Genomic DNA, 16,929 nt, shown 5'->3' with positions numbered 1-16,929 from the left:
GTTAAGCGGCCCGGCTCTCTTCGCTGATCATTTGCTCGAGGTGCTCGAAGTCCGGAATGAGCGGCGACTCATTGAGCATACGAACCTGGCACAGGATCGGACCGCGCTCGGGGAACGTCCGGCTCGGGTCCGACTTCACGACGTCGTTATTCACGCGCACCAACTGAGGGAAGCCCTGCGTGATGACACCGAAGTAGCCACCGGTAACCTGGCTGCTCAAAGCAACGAAAATCACGATACGCGTACGCGTGCCCGGGGTCGGCACCTGCTGACCGCAGGCCGCTTCGAAGGAGATCACCGGCACCGGCCGCCCGCTCCAGGAAATCGTGCCCAGATACCACGGCGGCACGCCCTCCACCTTCTCCGGCGTCTGCCACGTCACGACCTCAGCCACGCACGCGCGCGGCACGATCAAACGTTCCTGCGCCAGCGGGATCAGCAGGCTGTACAGCTCGTGCGAGGGGATGTCAGTAGCACTCACGACACTTTCCTTCTACGCGCCTGCACCAGCGGCTCGATGGCGTCGAGCAGCTGATTTTCCTGATACGGCTTGCCGAGGTAATCGTTCACGCCGATCTCGATCGCGCGGGCGCGATGTTTCTCGCCGACGCGCGATGTGATCATCACGATCGGAATATCGGTCAAACGCGCATCGGCGCGCACCTGCGTCGCCAGCTCGTAACCGTCCATGCGCGGCATTTCGATGTCGAGCAGGATCACGTCCGGGATGTGTTCCTGCAGGATCGACAGCGCATCGACGCCGTCCTTCGCCGTCATCACTCGCATGCCATTGCGCTCGAGCAGACGCTGCGTCACGCGGCGCACGGTGATCGAGTCGTCGACGACCAGCGCGAACGTGCGGTTGTCCTGCTTCGGGCCCTGCTGTTCCAACGGCGCCTTGCCGCCGCGCCAATCCGAGCGCACCAGCGTGCCCATGTCCAAGATGATCACGATGCGGCCGTCGCCCAGGATCGTCGCACCGGCAATGCCACGAATCGTCGCGATCTGCGGGCCCACCGATTTCACGACCATCTCGCGGCTGCCGACCAACTCGTCGGTGACGATCGCCGTCGAATGCTCGCCGGCGCGAATCAGAATCAGCGGCACTGACACGTCGAGCTCGGGCAGCGCCGACGGACCGCCGCCAACGAACGCGCCGAGATGCTGCAATCGATAGACCTGTCCGCCGTAGCTGAACGTCGGCGCGTCCTCGGCCAGATGCTTCTGCACTTCCGACTTCGGAATGCGAGCGACGCCTTCGACCGACGGCAGCGGCAACGCGTACAGCTCATCGCCCGTGCGCACGATCAACGCTTGCGTGATCGCCAGCGTGAACGGCAGACGGATCGTGAACTTCACGCCCTTGCCCAGCTCCGACGCGGTAAACAGGGCGCCACCCAGTTTCTTGATTTCGTTGACCACCACGTCCATGCCGACGCCGCGGCCGGCATGTTGAGTGATGGTGCTCGCGGTGCTGAAGCCCGGCTCGAGAATGAGCTGCATCGCTTCTTCGTCGGTCAGCACGCGGCCCGCTTGTAACAAGCCACGCTGCTTGGCGCGCTCGCGCACGGCGTTCACGTCGATGCCGCGACCGTCGTCTTCCAGCACGATGACCATTTCCGAGCCTTCTCGGTGCAGGCCGACTTTGATCGTGCCTTGCGCCGGCTTGCCGCGCGCAACACGTTCTTCCGCCGTTTCGATACCGTGCACGACGGAGTTACGCAGCATGTGCTCGAACGGCGGCAGCATGCGCTCGAGCACCTGACGATCGAGCTCGCCGTTCGCACCGACGACCACCAGCTCGACACTCTTCTTGGTGTCGTTGGCGACCTGGCGAACCAATCGGCTGAGGCGTTGCACGTGGCGTTGGAACGGCACCATACGCGTACGCATGAGGCCGTTCTGCATTTCTGTCACGACGCGCGACTGTTGTAGCAACAGGTTCTGCGCTTCGCGCGTGAGATTTTCCAGCAGGCCTTCGATCGAGCTCACGTCGCTCACCGATTCGGCGAACGCGCGCGTCAGCTGCTGAATCGTCGAGTAGCGATCCATTTCCAGCGGATCGAAGTCGGCGCGATCCGGGAACTGTTCCTGATGGCGGTGCAGGATCTGCGATTCGGTTTCCAGCTCCAGCTTGCGCAGCTGTTCCTTCAAGCGCGTGACGGTGCGGCCCAGCTCGGCGAGGTTGAACTCGATGGAGCTGACCTGCTGTTCCATGCGCGAGCGGAAGATGCTGACTTCGCCGGCGTTGTTGAGCAGGTTGTCGAGCAGGTCGGCGTCGACGCGCGCGAATTCGCGAGGCTCTTGCTGACTCGGCTTTTCGCGGCCCGGCAGTGCTGGGGCCTGCGCTTCGGCTGCAACTTCGTCCTGTTGCTCGCTGCTGTCGGGCGGCAGCTCGGGAGCGACCGCTGAAACGTCGTGGGCTGCATGCACGCCGGTTGCAGCGTGCTCCGCTTGGATGGCGGCATCGGGAGTTTCTTCGACGCGAACGGATTCGCGCGGAGCGACGGCGCCGAGTTCGTCTGCACCGAATTCAACTTCGACGTCCGAGACGGCTTCGATTTCCGGCGCGGACGGTGCTTCGTTCCATGCGCCTTCGGACAGCTCGCCTTCGGCGAGCGCTTTTTCGGCGGCTGCTTCTTCTTCGACCAGCGCTTCGATATCGGTGAGCGTCGGGACGATGTCGGTTTGCGAGCCGATATCTCTGTCGTCGGGCGAGTAGTCCTCGATCTCGACGATCTCTTCCGCCGGCGCATCGAAGACCGCTTCCGGCGTAAACTCGGCCGGAGGGACGATCTCGGGCGCGATCGGCGCGGCCGGCGAAATCGCAGCAGCCGCCATCGATGCTGGCGTCGGGGCAGGCGGTGTAACAGCGTCCGTCGTCGCGGCTGGCGATGGCGTCGGCACGGCGGCGGGCGCGTCTTCGGCTTCACCGTTGGCCAGCGCACGAATGCGCCTCATCAGTTCGCGAGCCGGCTTGCAGCGCTCGCCGCTGGCGACCACATCGCGCATGCGGTGCAACTCGTCGAGGCTGGCCTGCAGGGCGTCGAACACGTTCTGTTCGGCGGGCACCTGGCCGGTTTCGACCAGGCCCATCAATGTTTCCAATTCGTGGCTGAGATCGCCCATGGCGCGAATGCCGGCCATGCGAGCACCGCCCTTGAGCGTGTGCACGACGCGTTTCAGCTCGAACACCAGCGCGGTGTTGGCGCGATCGCGAATCCACGAGGAGAGCGATTGATCGGCGGTTTCGAGCAGCTCGGTGGCCTCTTCGGTGAAGATGGCCGCAACATCGGGATCGAAGTCGCTGTCGTCGTAGTCGCCTTCGTCCTCGGGCTCCTGCGCGGGCGCAGCCGACGCTACTTCAGAAACAGTTTGAATTTGCGCAGCGGGCGCCGGCTCGGAAATCGGCGTTGCCGCCGCCTCAGAAAGCTGATCAGCGAACGCCGCGGAAGCGGCCGTTTCAGCGGACGGCGATAGCTCAGGCACGGCAGGCGTCGGCGCCTCGCCCAACGTTTCATCCGCAGCCGGCCTCAGCAGCGGGCTGCGAATCGTCTCGGCATCATCGCGTGCAACCGCCGAGTCCGGCGGCAATATCGGCGGCTCGTATTCCGCTGCCCAGGGTGCGGTCTCGACAATGAGATCGGTAGCTTCGGCGGGCAGTGGCTCGTTCAGCTGCAGCAGCGCGCGATTGCTCTCATCGAGCAGGAGCTCCGCCTCGTCGACGACGATACCCGGCTCTTCCCTGGTCAGCTCCGCGAGCGCGGCAGCTTCCTGGGTGAGATCGTCGTCCGAAGTCAGCTCGGCTTCTTCAACCTGCATTCCGGCGCTGGAAACATCGTTGTTGGCCGCGGCATCGGCGCTGTCCTTCGGGAAGTTCTCGTAGGACCACTGCAGGGTGTCCAGCCCTTTGAAGCCGGCTTCGATCTCGACCACGTCGCCGGTCGGCTCATCGGGCGTGATCTCTTCCGGCGTAACCTCGACTGCGCCGAGCACGATCTCTTCGCCGATGGCTTCGGTGGCGCCGACATTCGGAGCATCAAGCGTGATGTCTTCGCCTGCCAGGTCGGCCGCATCGAGCGTGATTTCCTCGACGACGAGCTCCGGCGTAGCCAGGTCGATGTCCTCGACCGACACCTCGGGCGCGTTGATATTGATCTGCTCGCCCACCAGCGTGGTCGCATCGAATGCGCCCGACTCGAGCATGCTCGGCTCGACGGGGCTGAGCTCGAAGGTTTCCGGCTCGATCGGTGGCAGCATGGCATTGACCTCCGCCAGCGACATCTCGTCGACGTGGACGGGTTCGAGGCCCGGCGCCGGCACGCTCAGCTGCAGATTGACGCTGGTCGCCGCCGTCGACGTGATCAGATGCTCGCCCGTCGCTTCGCTATTCGTAGCATTGGCCGAGGTGGTTGCACCGAGCTCGGCAATGCGCGAGATCTCCGCATCGAGCGAGTGCTCCAGCTCGTTCAAACGACGTACGATCAAATCGTGGTCGAGGAAGAACCCGGTGTTCTCGTTGATGTTCTCGACGACCTGCTGGATCGCGGTCACCGCATCTGACAACGACGCAAGCCCGGCGTCGGACATGCCGATGGAATTGTCGTAGAGCTTGCGAATGTAACGATTCAGCGGCTCCGCGATCTTGATGCCCTGGCGCGCGCCGGCGGTTTTCGCCGTACCGCTCAGGGTGTGACACGAGCGGTGCAGATCTTCCGTGACGACATAAGGAGGCGTCGCGAGCCGGCAGGCCGCGATGAACTTATGAATCGTCGCGAGGTGTCCCGCGGTTTCTTTGGCGTAGATCTCGTGGAGCCCCGGGTCCATTGGGGATTCTGCCGATCCCGCCGCGGGGGTTGTTACTTCCGGGACTGGGTCTGTTTTTTTTTCCGGCAGGGGCGACAGCGTCGGCGCCTCCATGGCGGCTGCCGTGAGCACCGGCGGCTCCGGACGACGCGCCGGAGCAGGCGCTGCGGCAGGCGCCGGCGCCGCAGCCAGCGTCTGCGTCGCCGAAGCTGGACGAACGCCCGCAAGCGTATTCGCCGTGTTGATGATCTTCGCGATATCGGCCTGCGGCGCGCGACCGGTTTCGAGCTGCTCGACGAGCTCGGGGACGGCCGCCACGGCGGAGCGCATCAGCGCCATGATGTCGGGCGTGCGATCCAGCGTCTTGTTGATGACGCGATTCAACATGTTCTCGACCGACCACGCGAAGTCGCCGATCAGCTGCGCCCCCACCATGCGACCGCTGCCCTTCAACGTATGGAAGGAACGGCGCACGTTGACCAGCGCTTCCTGATCCTGCGGATTGGCGTCCCACAGCGGGAAGAACTGGTTGAGCTTGGCAATCTCGTCCTTGGCTTCTTCGATGAACAGCTCGACGAATTCCGGATCGACTTCGCGGTCGACGGGCTTCGTGAGCGCAGGCGGGATCGGCGGCGGTGGCGGCTGCGGAGCGGCAGCCGGCTTGGTCGGACGACGCACTTCCTGCGTGACCGGATCGAGCACAGCGGTCGGCTCGTGCTCGGTGCCGAGCGCAACAGTGGCCGCGTGCGGCTCGATAACAACCGTACGAGCGTGATCGGAAGTCGTGCCGCCAAACGCTTCGACACGTGGCACCGGCTGCGCCTCGGCGAGATAGCGCAGGCAGGTTTCGGCGTTGTCGAGCATGTACCAGGGATCGGCGCGGCCGGCCTGGATGGTTTCCATGTAGTACTCGACGGCGACGATGGCGTCAGCGAGACGATCGACCGCCTCCTGCGGCAGCGTCATGCCGTCGCTGCGCACGAAGTTCTGCAGCGCCTTGTCGATGCCTTCCATGATCTCGACGACACGCGTCTTGCCCAGCATCAGCAAGCCGGCAGTGATGCCGCGCATGAGCTGAGGAATCTGATCGACGGCCGTGCCTTCGCGAGGTTTGTCCAACGAGTGCGCGATCGCTTCCTTGATGCGCGCCATGTTGACGATACATTCGCGCAGCACGGCCTCGGTGACCAGACGGAACTCGATATCGTCCGGACCGGCCGGTTTCGCGGGCGCACTGCCGCTTTCAGCCGCCGTCGGCACGATCATGCCGACCAGCTGCTCATCCAGACTGTCTTCGACCTTGATGAGCGTCGCCGCCATGCGCAGCAACGTGCCTTCGCTGGCTTTGGACTTCTGCGCGACGATGGCCTGCAGATCGGCCGTCTCGGTCTGCACCTTGTCGCGCAGCTCGCCGAGGCCGAGCACGCCGAGCGTATCGGCGATCTTCTTCAACAATTCCAGCTGCGGCGCGAGCTCGTCGACTTGAGTGCCACCCTGGCGCACGAAGATATCGAGCGCGTCTTTGACGCGGCTCAAATCTTCCTTGATCGCGGCAGCCACGGTCTTCATCAGCTTGACCGACGGTGCGGACAGACTTTCGCGCGCCTGCTCGACGCCCTCGTCGACCGGCAGCAGCTCGGACAGACGGAACGAAGCGCGAACCGCCGCCACGCGCGGGCCGTTGGTGCGCGCACGAGCGACGTAATAAAGCAGGTTGTTCAGTAGTTCGAGCGGCGGGGAATCGGCGTAGCGCGCTTCACCCGCTTCGTACAAACGTTTCATTTCACGGTCGGCCTGACCGAGCAAACGTTTGATCGAAGCACTGCCCTCGAGTCCGCCTTCACGCAGCGCTTCGAGGATTGCGCCGACCACCCACCACAGCTGGAACACAGCTTGGGTCGTGGCGACGTGCTCCAGCTTCTCGGAGGTGCGCGACAGAATTTCTAAGTTCTGATCGACACGCTCGCCCTTGATCCAGCCCAGCAGACCGAGCTGGAAACGAGTGCGCAGCTTGCGAGCCCATTGCGCAACGGTGAGCGCGCCCTCGGCGGCGCCCGTGACTGGGTTCGCTTGTTGATCCGAGCTGAGATTCAGCAGCAGCAACGTGCCTTCGGACAACAGCGCATGACCGCGCACGGCGCGCAGATCGTTCAACAGAGGCAACAGTACGAGCGCCATGTCGCGCCCGCCGCTCATCACGCGCTCGAGATACGTCGGCAGCTGCACCATCGCGCGCATCAGCGCGTCGAGGCCTTCGGCGAGATGCCGTTTCTCGTTGAAGTTCGAGATCAGGTAGTTCGCGACCTGGCCCATTTCTTCGGCCAGCAAAGCCGCGCCATACACTTCGGCGACGCGCAGAGCGCCGTGCACCGCGTGCAGGTGTTCATTGCACTTACGAAGCAGCGCCAGGTTGTCCTGCTGCTCGCCGAAAGCTTCCAACGAAGCCCGTGCTTCGTTCAGTTCGCTGGCGAGCTCGCGCGCAACGATGTGCAGAGTCTGCGATGAAACCTCAGCCATGGTCTCGCGTATTTGTTAAGCGTTGAGGCCGCTGACTTTCTTCGGCGCGTTGGTGCGGTTCGCAGCGGTGCCGCTGCCGGTCGCTGTGAGCGACGGCGGCGGCGCCACGGGCGGCGCTTTGCGGGCCGGGTCAGTCAACAAGGCAGAGCCACCGGACACAGCGTCCGGCAGACGGAAGCCCGCGACAGACTTGCGCAGCTGCGAGGACAGCTCGGCAAGCTTGCCGACCGAGCTGGACGTAGCGGCGGAATTCTCCGCTGTCTGCGAGCTGATCTCTCTGAGCACGCCCATGTTGCGTGCGATGTTTTGCGCCGCCGAGGACTGCTGACGGGCGCTGGCGGAAATGTTCTGCACCAGGCTGGCGATCTGATTCGACACCTGCTCGATCTCTTCCAGCGCCGCGCCGGCGTTCTCGGCCAGCAAGGCTCCGCCCACCACGTCCGTGGTACTGCGCTCCATCGACACCACCGCTTCGTTGGTGTCGGCCTGAATCGTGCGCACCAGCACTTCGATCTGTTTGGTAGCGTTCGCGGCGCGCTCGGCCAACCGCTGCACTTCGTCCGCGACGACCGCGAAGCCGCGGCCCGCTTCACCGGCCATGGACGCCTGAATGGACGCGTTCAAGGCCAGAATGTTGGTCTGCTCGGCGATGTCATTGATCAGCTCGACGATGTTGCCGATCTCCTGCGAGCTCTCGCCCAGGCGCTTGATGCGCTTGGAGGTCTCCTGGATCGTCTCGCGAATCGTGTTCATTCCGTCGATGGTACGGCGCACGGCTTCGCCACCCTTGTGCGCCACGTCCACTGAGTGGCGCGCAACGTCGGCCGAACGCTCGGCGTTGCCGGACACTTCTTCGGTCGACGCCGCCATCGCGGCCACCGACTCCGACGCCAGCGCAACTTGTTTGGACTGCGCGACCGACGCCTTCGCCAACTGACTGACCGAGCCCTGTGTTTGTTTGGCCGCGGAGTCCAGCGACACCGCCGACTCGTTGATGGTCGCAACCAGTTCGCGCAGCGCTTCGATGGCGTAGTTGATCGAGTCCGCGATCGCGCCGGTGATGTCTTCGGTCACCGTGGCCTGCACGGTGAGATCGCCGTCGGCCAGGCTCGACAGCTCGTCGAGCAGCCGCAGAATCGCTTCCTGGTTCTGTTTGTTCTTGCTCGCCTGCACTTCCAGCTGTTTGCGGATGTTGCCGCCCATGGAATACAGCAACGTGAGCACGGTCAGCGAGATCAGGCCGAGCGCGAGCAACCCGATCGGCAAGGCTTTGCTGTTGACCACGCCGGCAGCAGCGCCGCCCGGCACGCCGACGCGCGTAGCAAACGCGCCGTAAATCTTGTCGCCGCTGGCGGCGAGCGCCGCGGCAGCTTCGCGTGCGGACTTCACGCGATCAGCAGAGCTGATAGCCGTGCGAACCTTGTCGCTCAGCTGAGCATACAAAGAGCTGGTGCTCTTGAAGCGGCCTTCGGCTTCCGGCCCCGTGACCTTCGGCAGGCCCAGGCCCGAGTCTTCGCCGCCGAGCCCGCCGACGACCTGGCCCATATAGTCGTTGCCGTCCGCGAGCCGGCGCGCAATCACCGTCGCGTCGCCGACGCCGCCAGCCAGTGCTTCCACGTCCTGCTGCAAACGCAGCCCGGTCAGCTCGAAACGTTCCAGATGCCGCGTCATGCCTTCGATGCCGGGGGAGCCGAGCGCGCTCGCGACATTGCCGAGGCTCTGTAACAACTGCGGCACCAGGGCGCGCACTTCGATGGACGACTTCTGCACGCCTTCGATGGCTTCCTGCGCGTTCAGGATCGCCTGGCTCTGTTTCAACAGGTCGGTTGTGCCAGTAAAGCCCTGCACGTCGGGACCGAGGGAAGCAGCGAGCGTCGAATAACGGGTGCGCGACTCGGACAGCGCGTTGAATGCGCCCTGGGTGCCGCTCAGCGCCGCATTGGCTTGCAAAGGCAACTTCTGCGACAGCGCGAGCAGCTCGTTCATCTCGCGCACGCTCTTGTCGTCGCCGCCCGTCTCGCCGCCTGCGAACGCCAGCAGGCCCAGCGCTGCGACTACGCTCACCAGCGCGACCACCATGAGGGCCGGCAGGAAGCGCACGCCAGTCATTTTTTTCTCAGCCATGATCCTGCCCTTCCGTGGCGATCACCTTCGGTCGTCCCGCGGGATTTCCCGGGCCGCACTCCTTGAGTCGTGCAGCCTTCGGGTCACAAGACGTAACGCCCCGCCAACCCGCTGTCGCAGGCGCCGGCGCATGCCGTGTGCTGATGCTGTAGTTGTTTTGCACGACCGTCTTCCAACTCGTCTCGTCTATCTAATTGGCCAAACTGCTTACGACTTTCAGTATCGGTTCGATGAGGCGCGGCTAGGAGACCGCTGCTTGCAGAAACTCGGCGCTCTCCAGCAGCGAGCGCAGGCTGAACACCGGCCAGCTCTCCGTGCCACGACGGAACGCGCCGGCGAGATAACGATCGCAACGTACGATGGTCGGCGGCGGCGTCGCGGAGAACTCGCCATCGGCGAAGCGGCGGAAACCCAGCACTTCGTCCACCAGCAAGCCCGCCGGCACTTCGCGATGGTTCGCCACCAACACTCGCGTGCTGCGATTGGTGTTGGTCATGCCGCCGCCCAGATAAGCGCGCAGATCGACCACCGGCAACAACTGACCTCGCACATTTGCGATGCCACGGATCCAGGGTTTCGCGCCTGGTACGCGCGTCACCACGGACGGATAACTCAACACCTCGCGTGTTTCTTCACGCGCGGCCAGAAAACTTTCCGAGCTCAACCGGAACGCCACGCCGACCCACTCGCGCTCGGCGGCAGCATCGCGGCCCTGCCCGGTCAGCGCGACGCGCGCCAGTCGCTCGAGCTCCCGCAGGAGATCGAACGGCTTGTCACGCAGCGACTTGAGTGTGGCGGAGGCGCTCATTTCCTTAGGGCAGTCCCTGTTAGCCGGCCTGGGTCAGAGCGGCCTGCGCTTTTTCGATCAGCTTTTCCATCGACACCGGCTTCACCAGGTAGTCCTTGGCGCCCTGGCGCATGCCCCAGATGCGGTCGGTTTCCTGGTCTTTGGAAGTCACCATGATCACCGGAATCGCCTTGGTGTCCGGATCGGAGGCGAGCTTGCGCGTCGCCTGGAAGCCGTTCACGCCGGGCATCACCACGTCCATGAAAATCAGGTCGGGCTTCATTTCCTTGGCCTTGCGAATCGCCTCGGCGCCATCGCCGGCAGAGGCCGTCTGATAGCCGTGGCGTTCCAGTGCCTTCTGCATCACGTGCACTTCCGTCGGCGAATCGTCGACGATGAGGATCAGTGCCATACCTTGCTCCGCCGTACCTTGCTCCGTGAGAGTTGCCAAAGCTGCGCGCACCACATCATTTTCCTTGGGGCTACCTTGCCGCCGCGCCAACGTGCGTTTCGATCGCGTTCAACAACTCATCCTTGGTGAAAGGCTTGGTCAGATAGTGCTCGGAGCCGACGATGCGGCCGCGGGCCCGATCGAACAAGCCGTCCTTGCTCGACAACATGATCACCGGAATGGAGCGGAACACCTTGTTGTGCTTGATCAGCGAGCAGGTCTGATAACCGTCCAGCCGCGGCATCATGATGTCGACGAACACGATGTCGGGCTGGTGGTCGGCGATTTTCGACAGCGCATCGAAGCCGTCGACCGCCGTGAACACCTCGCAACCTTCCTTCGACAGCAGCGTCTCGGCCGTCCGGCGAATGGTCTTGCTGTCGTCGATGACCAGCACCTTGAGGCCCGAAAGTCGGGCGGACTGGCTCGCTGCTAGGTTCTCCATCGCGCTAATTCCTCAAGCCCTCAACTGATCCGGAAAAAACTGCCGGGGCACAACCGCCGGAACTTTTAACATATTGGTTATAGGGCCGCCATCGCCCGCCTTCCTATACTATGAAGCCCGTCACACAGCGCTCGCACCGCGAATTCCGTGTGATGTGTACGCTCGACTTCCCAGGTGAAATGCCCATGTCCACCCCCAGCCCAAGCACTGTGTCGCAACCTGTCCGCGTCGTCGTGGTCATGGATCCCATCTCTGAGATCAAACCGGCCAAGGACACCACGCTGGCCATGCTGCTGGCCGCCCAGGAGCGGGGTTGGGAGCTGTGGTACGCCGAACAGCAGGATCTGTGGCTGCGCGACGGCGTGCCCATGGCCCGGCTCGCGCGGGTCACGGTGAAGAACGATCTGAACGATTGGTACCAGCTGGGCGAATCCCAGGTACAGGGATTGTCCGAATTCGATGTCATCCTGATGCGTAAGGACCCGCCGTTCGACATGGAGTACATCTACACGACGTACATCCTCGAACGGGCCGAGGAGGCCGGCGTGCTGGTGGTGAACCGGCCGCAGGGCCTGCGCGACATGAACGAGAAGGTATACACAGCCTGGTTTCCGCAGTGCTGTGCCCCGACGCTCATCACGCGCGACATGGCCGACATGCACGCGTTCCTGAAGGAGCACGAGCGCATCGTCTGCAAGCCGCTGTATGGCATGGGCGGCCGCTCGATCTTCGTACTCGAGCAGCGCGACAAGAATGCCAATGTGATATTCGAGACCATGACCGAGTACGGCACGCGCTTCGCGATCGTGCAGAAATATCTGCCGGAGATCGTCGACAGCGGCGACTCGCGCATCCTGGTCATCGATGGCGAGCCGGCGCCCTATGCACTGGCGCGGATTCCGTCGGCCACCGACAATCGCGGCAATCTCGCCGCCGGCGCCAAGGGCGTGGGCCGCGAGCTGAACGATCGCGACCGCTGGCTCGTCGGCCAGATCGGGCCCGAGCTGCGGCGTCGCGGAATGTTGTTTGTTGGATTGGACGTGATCGGCGGCTTCGTCACGGAGATCAACGTGACCAGCCCCACCGGCGTCCGCGAACTGGACAAGCAGTTCGGCACACAGATCGCCGGCCTGCTCATGGATGCGATAGAGAAACGACTGCAATGAATGCTTCGGCTCAGCCAGACGATTCGTCACTCTCCAGCGAGCTGCAGGAGGGTCAGGCGCCCGTCAACGATCGGCTGACCACCACTTTGTTTCTGGCGGCGCTGTTTCACGGCATCGTGATCCTGGGCATCACTTTCGCCGCGCCTCGCGGCGACAACAGCCCGACGCCGACCCTGGAAGTGCTGTTGCTCACCAGTAACGACACCCGCGCCGCCGATAATCCCGGCGCCGAATATCTGGCTCAACGCAGCCAGCAAGGCAGCGGCACCACCGACGAGCGCGTGCGGCCGGCGAATCCCACCTCCTCGCCCGTGATGGCCGATCTGGATGGCGTGCCTGACGGCAACAGCGATCGTTACAAGGAAGCGGTCAGCGGCCAGCAATCCACCGAGATCGTCAGCAGCCGCAGTGATCGCAGCGAAGTCGAATATCGCAGCGGCGACAACGATCCGTCGCAGCAGGCCGAAGTGCCGCTGGCGCTGTCGCCAACTGCGCCGCGCCCGATCGCCACCAGTGCGACCGACACATCGCTCGTGCTTCGCGGCAAGCGCATGGACGGTGCGACCGAGATCGTGCCGAACACACGCGAGTCCAAACTCGCGCCGTATTTGAATGCCTGGCGGACCAAGGTCGAACGTCTGGGCACGCTCAACTTTCCGCAGTACGCGCGCAAGGGCCAGACCGGCAATCCGGTGCTGGAAGTTTCGCTGAAACCCGACGGCACGCTGGGCGACGCCCTGATCCGCCGCTCCAGCGGCAGCAAGGAAATCGACCAGGCGGCGCTGTCCATCCTGCGCCTGGCCTCGCCGTTCGACCCGTTCCCGAGCGAGCTGCGTAAGCAGTACCAGGAATTGCGGTTCGCCTATGAGTGGCAATTCCTCGGCGCGGCTAAAAATTGAGCTTCTGTGCTTGAGCCCCGGCGGGAGCCGCCGGATACTTGGACCATGTCCGAAGGCGACTTCCTCACCAACCAGTTCCTCATCGCCATGCCGGCGATGACCGACAGTAATTTTGCCCAGACGGTCACGTTCATCTGGGAGCACAACGCGGACGGCGCGCTCGGCATCATCATCAACCGCCCGTTGCAGATGCGGCTGCTGGACGTGTTCGAGCAGCTGAAAATGCCGACGGCGCCCGGGGTGTTCGGTCACCAGCAAGTCTTGCAAGGCGGCCCGGTGCAAACCGACCGTGGCTTCGTCGTGCACCAGGTCGGCGGCCATTGGGAACATACCCGCCAGGTGTCGCCCCGCCTGCAGGTGACGACTTCGCCGGACATCCTGAATGCCATGGCTCGCGGCAGCGGGCCGAACACCGCGCTGGTCGCCCTGGGTTACGCCGGCTGGAGCGCCGGCCAACTGGAAACCGAGTTGGCACAAAATGCCTGGCTCACCGCGCCCTGCGATGAGCGCATTCTGTTCGACACACCCTACGAGCAACGCTGGCGCGCCGCCGGCCGTCTGCTGGGCGTGGACCTCGCCACCATCAGCGATCAGGTGGGCCACGCCTGAGCCCGCAGGTCATCCTCGCGTTCGATTACGGAACCAGACGCATCGGCGTCGCCAGTGGCGACACGCTGACGCGTACCGCTCGCGCACTCACCACGCTCGAACGCGGCGAGGTCGTGCCCTGGGCGGCGATAGCCAGGCTGGTGCAGGAATATCAGCCGTCACAGTTCGTTGTAGGCCTGCCCTGGAACATGGACGGCACACCGACGCTGCTCACCGAGGTAAGTCGCGCCTTTGCAGCCGAGTTGAAGACGCGTTACAACAAGCCTGTGGCGCTGGTTGATGAACGACTGAGCTCGCGCGAAGCCGAATCGCAGCTGCGCGATGCCCGCGCCTCCGGAATGAAGAAGCGTCGTAACACCCACGCCGACGTCGACATGATCGCCGCGCGCATCTTGCTCGAACAATGGCTCGAGAACCCCCACGCTGCGGAACAGGTCAGCTGAAGATCGATCCGAGGCGGCGAGGAAACGTGACGCGCCTCTCAACTTCTCCACAACACGAAGCGCCGCCGCTCGCTGGAAATAATTCGACACAGAAACGGCGCATCCATCGCTTGCCGAACGCCGAAGCAGCCTGCATCTGCAGCCGAAGCGACAGGCGACCCCATGAAACTCAACGCTCGCGCCGTTACGGCCCGCGCTCCGTTTGCTTTATATGCGTTGCTCACGCTGCCGCTGCTGGGATGCAGTAGCGGCGGCGGCGACGATCCAGCACCCGCGCCAGCGCCGAATCCACCGAGCGGCCTCGTGCCGGGCGATACGTTTGCAGTCACCAGCTCGAACCGGCTGATGAGCTTCAACAGCGCCACCCCCGGCAGCAGTTCGGCGGTTGCCATCGCCGGCCTGCGCGCCAACGAAAACATTGTTGGCTTCGATCTGCGGCCAGGCGGCTCGCCCGCAGGGCAACTGATTGCCGTCGGCAACCAAGGGGGTGTCTACGCCATTGACCCGAACAGCGGCACGGCCACGCTCAAAAGCACGATGGTCGCGGATCCATCGGACACGAGCGATCCCTACACGGCGCTGTCCGGCACACGCGTCAGCATCGACGTGAATAACGTCGTCGATCAGCTGCGCATCGTCAGCAACTCCGGTCAGAACCTGCGCGTGAACATGGACACCGGCGCGACCTTCACAGACACGACGCTCACGGTTTCAGGCCTGCGCAGCATCGGTGTGGTCGAGGTCGCTTACACGAACAACTTCTCGTCCGCATGCCGCACGACGGTTTATTACATCGACACCACGGACGATCGTTTGCTCACCAGCGCCAATGCAAGCGGCGGCGTGCTGACCACGGTCGGCCCCCTGACCGTGAATGCCGGGATTGCCGGCTTCGATATCGCCACCGCCGCCGACGGCACGCAATCCGCCATCGCCGCGCTGTCCGTGGGCAATGTGACTTCGCTGTACACGATCGATCTCAACACCGGCACTGCCACGCTCGTCGCCGGGATCGGCGGACTGAACAGCGGCGAGAGCGTGCTCGGACTGGCGCGCCCGACGCCTGCGACGACGCCGCCGCAACCCGTCGGCGAACTGTTGGCGCTCACCGATAGCAACGGCCTGGTCTCGTTCAACAGTGGCCTGCCCGGGAAACTCTGCACGAACGCCACCATCAACGGCTTGCAAGGTAACGAAACCGTTGTAGGCGTCGACACGCGGCCCGCCGACCGCAACGTCTACGCGCTCACCAGCGCCGGGCGGCTCTACACGGTCAATGCGGCAACCGGCACGGTGGCGTTCAGGGCAATGCTTGCTGCATCGGTGAACGATACGTCGCTGCCCTTTCAGAGCCTCGATGGCGGCAACATCACCGTCGACGTGAGCCCGGCGGCCGATGGCTTACGCGTGCTGAGCAGCAACGGCATGAACCTGCGCGTGCTGTTCGATACCGGAGAAACTTTCACCGACGATCAGCTCAACCCGTCCGGGTCGAGCGTGACTGCGGCGGCGTACACGAACAGCTTCGCCGGTACGGGCACGAGCACGTTGTATGTAATCGATACCGCAAACGATCGGCTGATGATTCAAGGACGCGCGCCGAGCACTCCGATCGCCGGCGATCTGCAGGTCGTTGGCCCATTGGGCATCGCTGGCGACGTGCAGACGCTCGCCGGCCTGGACATCAACGCCATCAACAACAACGCTTTCGCGGCGCTGAATGTCGGTACCGCAACGACTTCCGATCTCTACAGCATCAATCTCACGACCGGCGCAGCCACTCGCATCGGCCCGATCGGCTCGACTGCACGCATTCGCGCGCTGACGCATTCGAACGTGCCGCAGGCGACGCTGCTCGGCGTGACCAACGACGGGCGCCTGCTCAGCTTCAACGTCAACACCCCCGGAACGATCGCCAGCAACCAGGCCATCACCGGCCTGCAAGGCGGCGAGCGGGTGCTGGGCTTCGACATCCGTCCAGCGAATCAAGTGTTGTATCTGCTGACCGACGCGGGCCGCATCTACACCGTCGATCCGGCGACCGCCCGTGCGACGCTCGGCAAGGCGCTGATGCCCAACGTCGGCGATCCGTTCCGAGCACTGATAGGCACGACGTTCGGCGCCGACTTCAGCCCGACCGCAGATGCGCTGCGAGTGCTGAGCGACGCCGAGCACAATCTCGCCGTCATCGTGGATACCGGCGCGACCATCACCGCCACGTCCCTGCAGCGCATCCCCGCCGAAAGCGGTCGGCCGGCGCCCGATGTGGTCGCGATCGCATACACCAACAACTACGCCAATCCGGCGGACACCACCCTTTACAACATCGATCTGGGCAGCAATGCGCTGGTGACCCAGAAGCCGGCGAACAACGGCCTGCTCACGACGGTCGGCCCGTTGACCACCAGCGGCCAGACCTTCACCTTCAGCGGCGGCTTCGACATTGCAGGGGGCGACAATGGCCTCGCCGTAGCCGCACTTCAGCCCATGGGCAGCAGCCAGTCTACGCTGTACCGGGTGGAGCTCCGCACCGGTGCGCTGACCGCCATCGGCCCGATCGGTGCGGTCGATACGATGCGGCTGATGGGGCTGACGATCCGGCTCCAGTAATCTCTACTTCGCCGCTCGGGGCCGCCCACCCCGGCCGACGATCGCTGTGCCCAGCGTGGCGCGCTTGGACTA

11 protein-coding genes are annotated in these 16,929 nt (G+C 64.1%); 5 read left to right on the top strand and 6 right to left on the bottom strand.

The features are described 5' to 3' along the window. Position 1: 1 nt before the first annotated feature. The 6 genes from EK373_RS08070 to EK373_RS08045 form a co-directional block, all read right to left on the bottom strand. Positions 2 to 481 (bottom strand): chemotaxis protein CheW, encoded by a 480-nt coding sequence (locus EK373_RS08070; protein ID WP_129642183.1) that lies wholly within the window; start codon positions 479 to 481, stop codon positions 2 to 4. Beyond that, positions 478 to 7,323: an Hpt domain-containing protein gene (locus EK373_RS08065; protein ID WP_129642182.1), complete on the bottom strand. Its 6,846-nt coding sequence runs from the start codon at positions 7,321 to 7,323 to the stop codon at positions 478 to 480. The genes EK373_RS08070 and EK373_RS08065 overlap by 4 nt, the downstream gene beginning before the upstream one ends. Positions 7,324 to 7,338: 15 nt before the next feature. Beyond that, entirely contained in the window at positions 7,339 to 9,447 is a 2,109-nt protein-coding gene (locus tag EK373_RS08060; protein ID WP_129642181.1) for a methyl-accepting chemotaxis protein, read from the bottom strand. Between the two features lie 241 nt (positions 9,448 to 9,688). Beyond that, on the bottom strand, positions 9,689 to 10,255 hold the full coding sequence (locus EK373_RS08055; RefSeq protein ID WP_129642180.1) for a chemotaxis protein CheW: 567 nt from the start codon (positions 10,253 to 10,255) through the stop codon (positions 9,689 to 9,691). Between the two features lie 19 nt (positions 10,256 to 10,274). Beyond that, positions 10,275 to 10,646, bottom strand: coding sequence for a response regulator transcription factor (locus EK373_RS08050; RefSeq protein ID WP_116810845.1), 372 nt, complete (start codon positions 10,644 to 10,646; stop codon positions 10,275 to 10,277). 70 nt (positions 10,647 to 10,716) lie between these two features. Further along, entirely contained in the window at positions 10,717 to 11,130 is a 414-nt protein-coding gene (locus EK373_RS08045) for a response regulator (RefSeq protein ID WP_129642179.1), read from the bottom strand. A gap of 179 nt (positions 11,131 to 11,309) precedes the next feature. On the opposite strand from EK373_RS08045, the gene gshB reads away from it, so the two are divergent. The 5 genes from gshB to EK373_RS08020 all read left to right on the top strand — a co-directional run bounded on the left by gshB (position 11,310) and on the right by EK373_RS08020 (position 16,857). Beyond that, positions 11,310 to 12,296 carry a glutathione synthase gene (gshB, locus tag EK373_RS08040; RefSeq protein ID WP_456107222.1) on the top strand — a complete coding sequence of 329 codons (987 nt, stop codon included), beginning with the start codon at positions 11,310 to 11,312 and terminating at the stop codon, positions 12,294 to 12,296. Next, a complete protein-coding gene (locus EK373_RS08035) occupies positions 12,293 to 13,195 on the top strand; it encodes a TonB family protein (protein WP_129642177.1) in 903 nt (300 codons plus the stop codon). Before gshB ends, EK373_RS08035 begins: the two co-directional genes overlap by 4 nt. A gap of 45 nt (positions 13,196 to 13,240) precedes the next feature. Then, complete coding sequence (locus EK373_RS08030; RefSeq protein ID WP_129642176.1) at positions 13,241 to 13,804, top strand: YqgE/AlgH family protein; 564 nt, start codon at positions 13,241 to 13,243, stop codon at positions 13,802 to 13,804. Next, positions 13,735 to 14,247 carry a Holliday junction resolvase RuvX gene (gene ruvX / locus EK373_RS08025; protein ID WP_322095822.1) on the top strand — a complete coding sequence of 171 codons (513 nt, stop codon included), beginning with the start codon at positions 13,735 to 13,737 and terminating at the stop codon, positions 14,245 to 14,247. The genes EK373_RS08030 and ruvX overlap by 70 nt, the downstream gene beginning before the upstream one ends. 162 nt (positions 14,248 to 14,409) lie before the next feature. After that, positions 14,410 to 16,857, top strand: coding sequence for a DUF4394 domain-containing protein (locus EK373_RS08020; protein ID WP_129642174.1), 2,448 nt, complete (start codon positions 14,410 to 14,412; stop codon positions 16,855 to 16,857). Positions 16,858 to 16,929: the final 72 nt, after the last annotated feature.

Origin of the sequence: Peristeroidobacter agariperforans (assembly GCF_004138335.1) — a bacterium.
Lineage (GTDB): Bacteria > Pseudomonadota > Gammaproteobacteria > Steroidobacterales > Steroidobacteraceae > Steroidobacter > Steroidobacter agariperforans.
The sequence above is the reverse complement of the archived record's forward strand: the minus strand, read 5'-3'. Positions and strand labels throughout refer to the sequence as shown.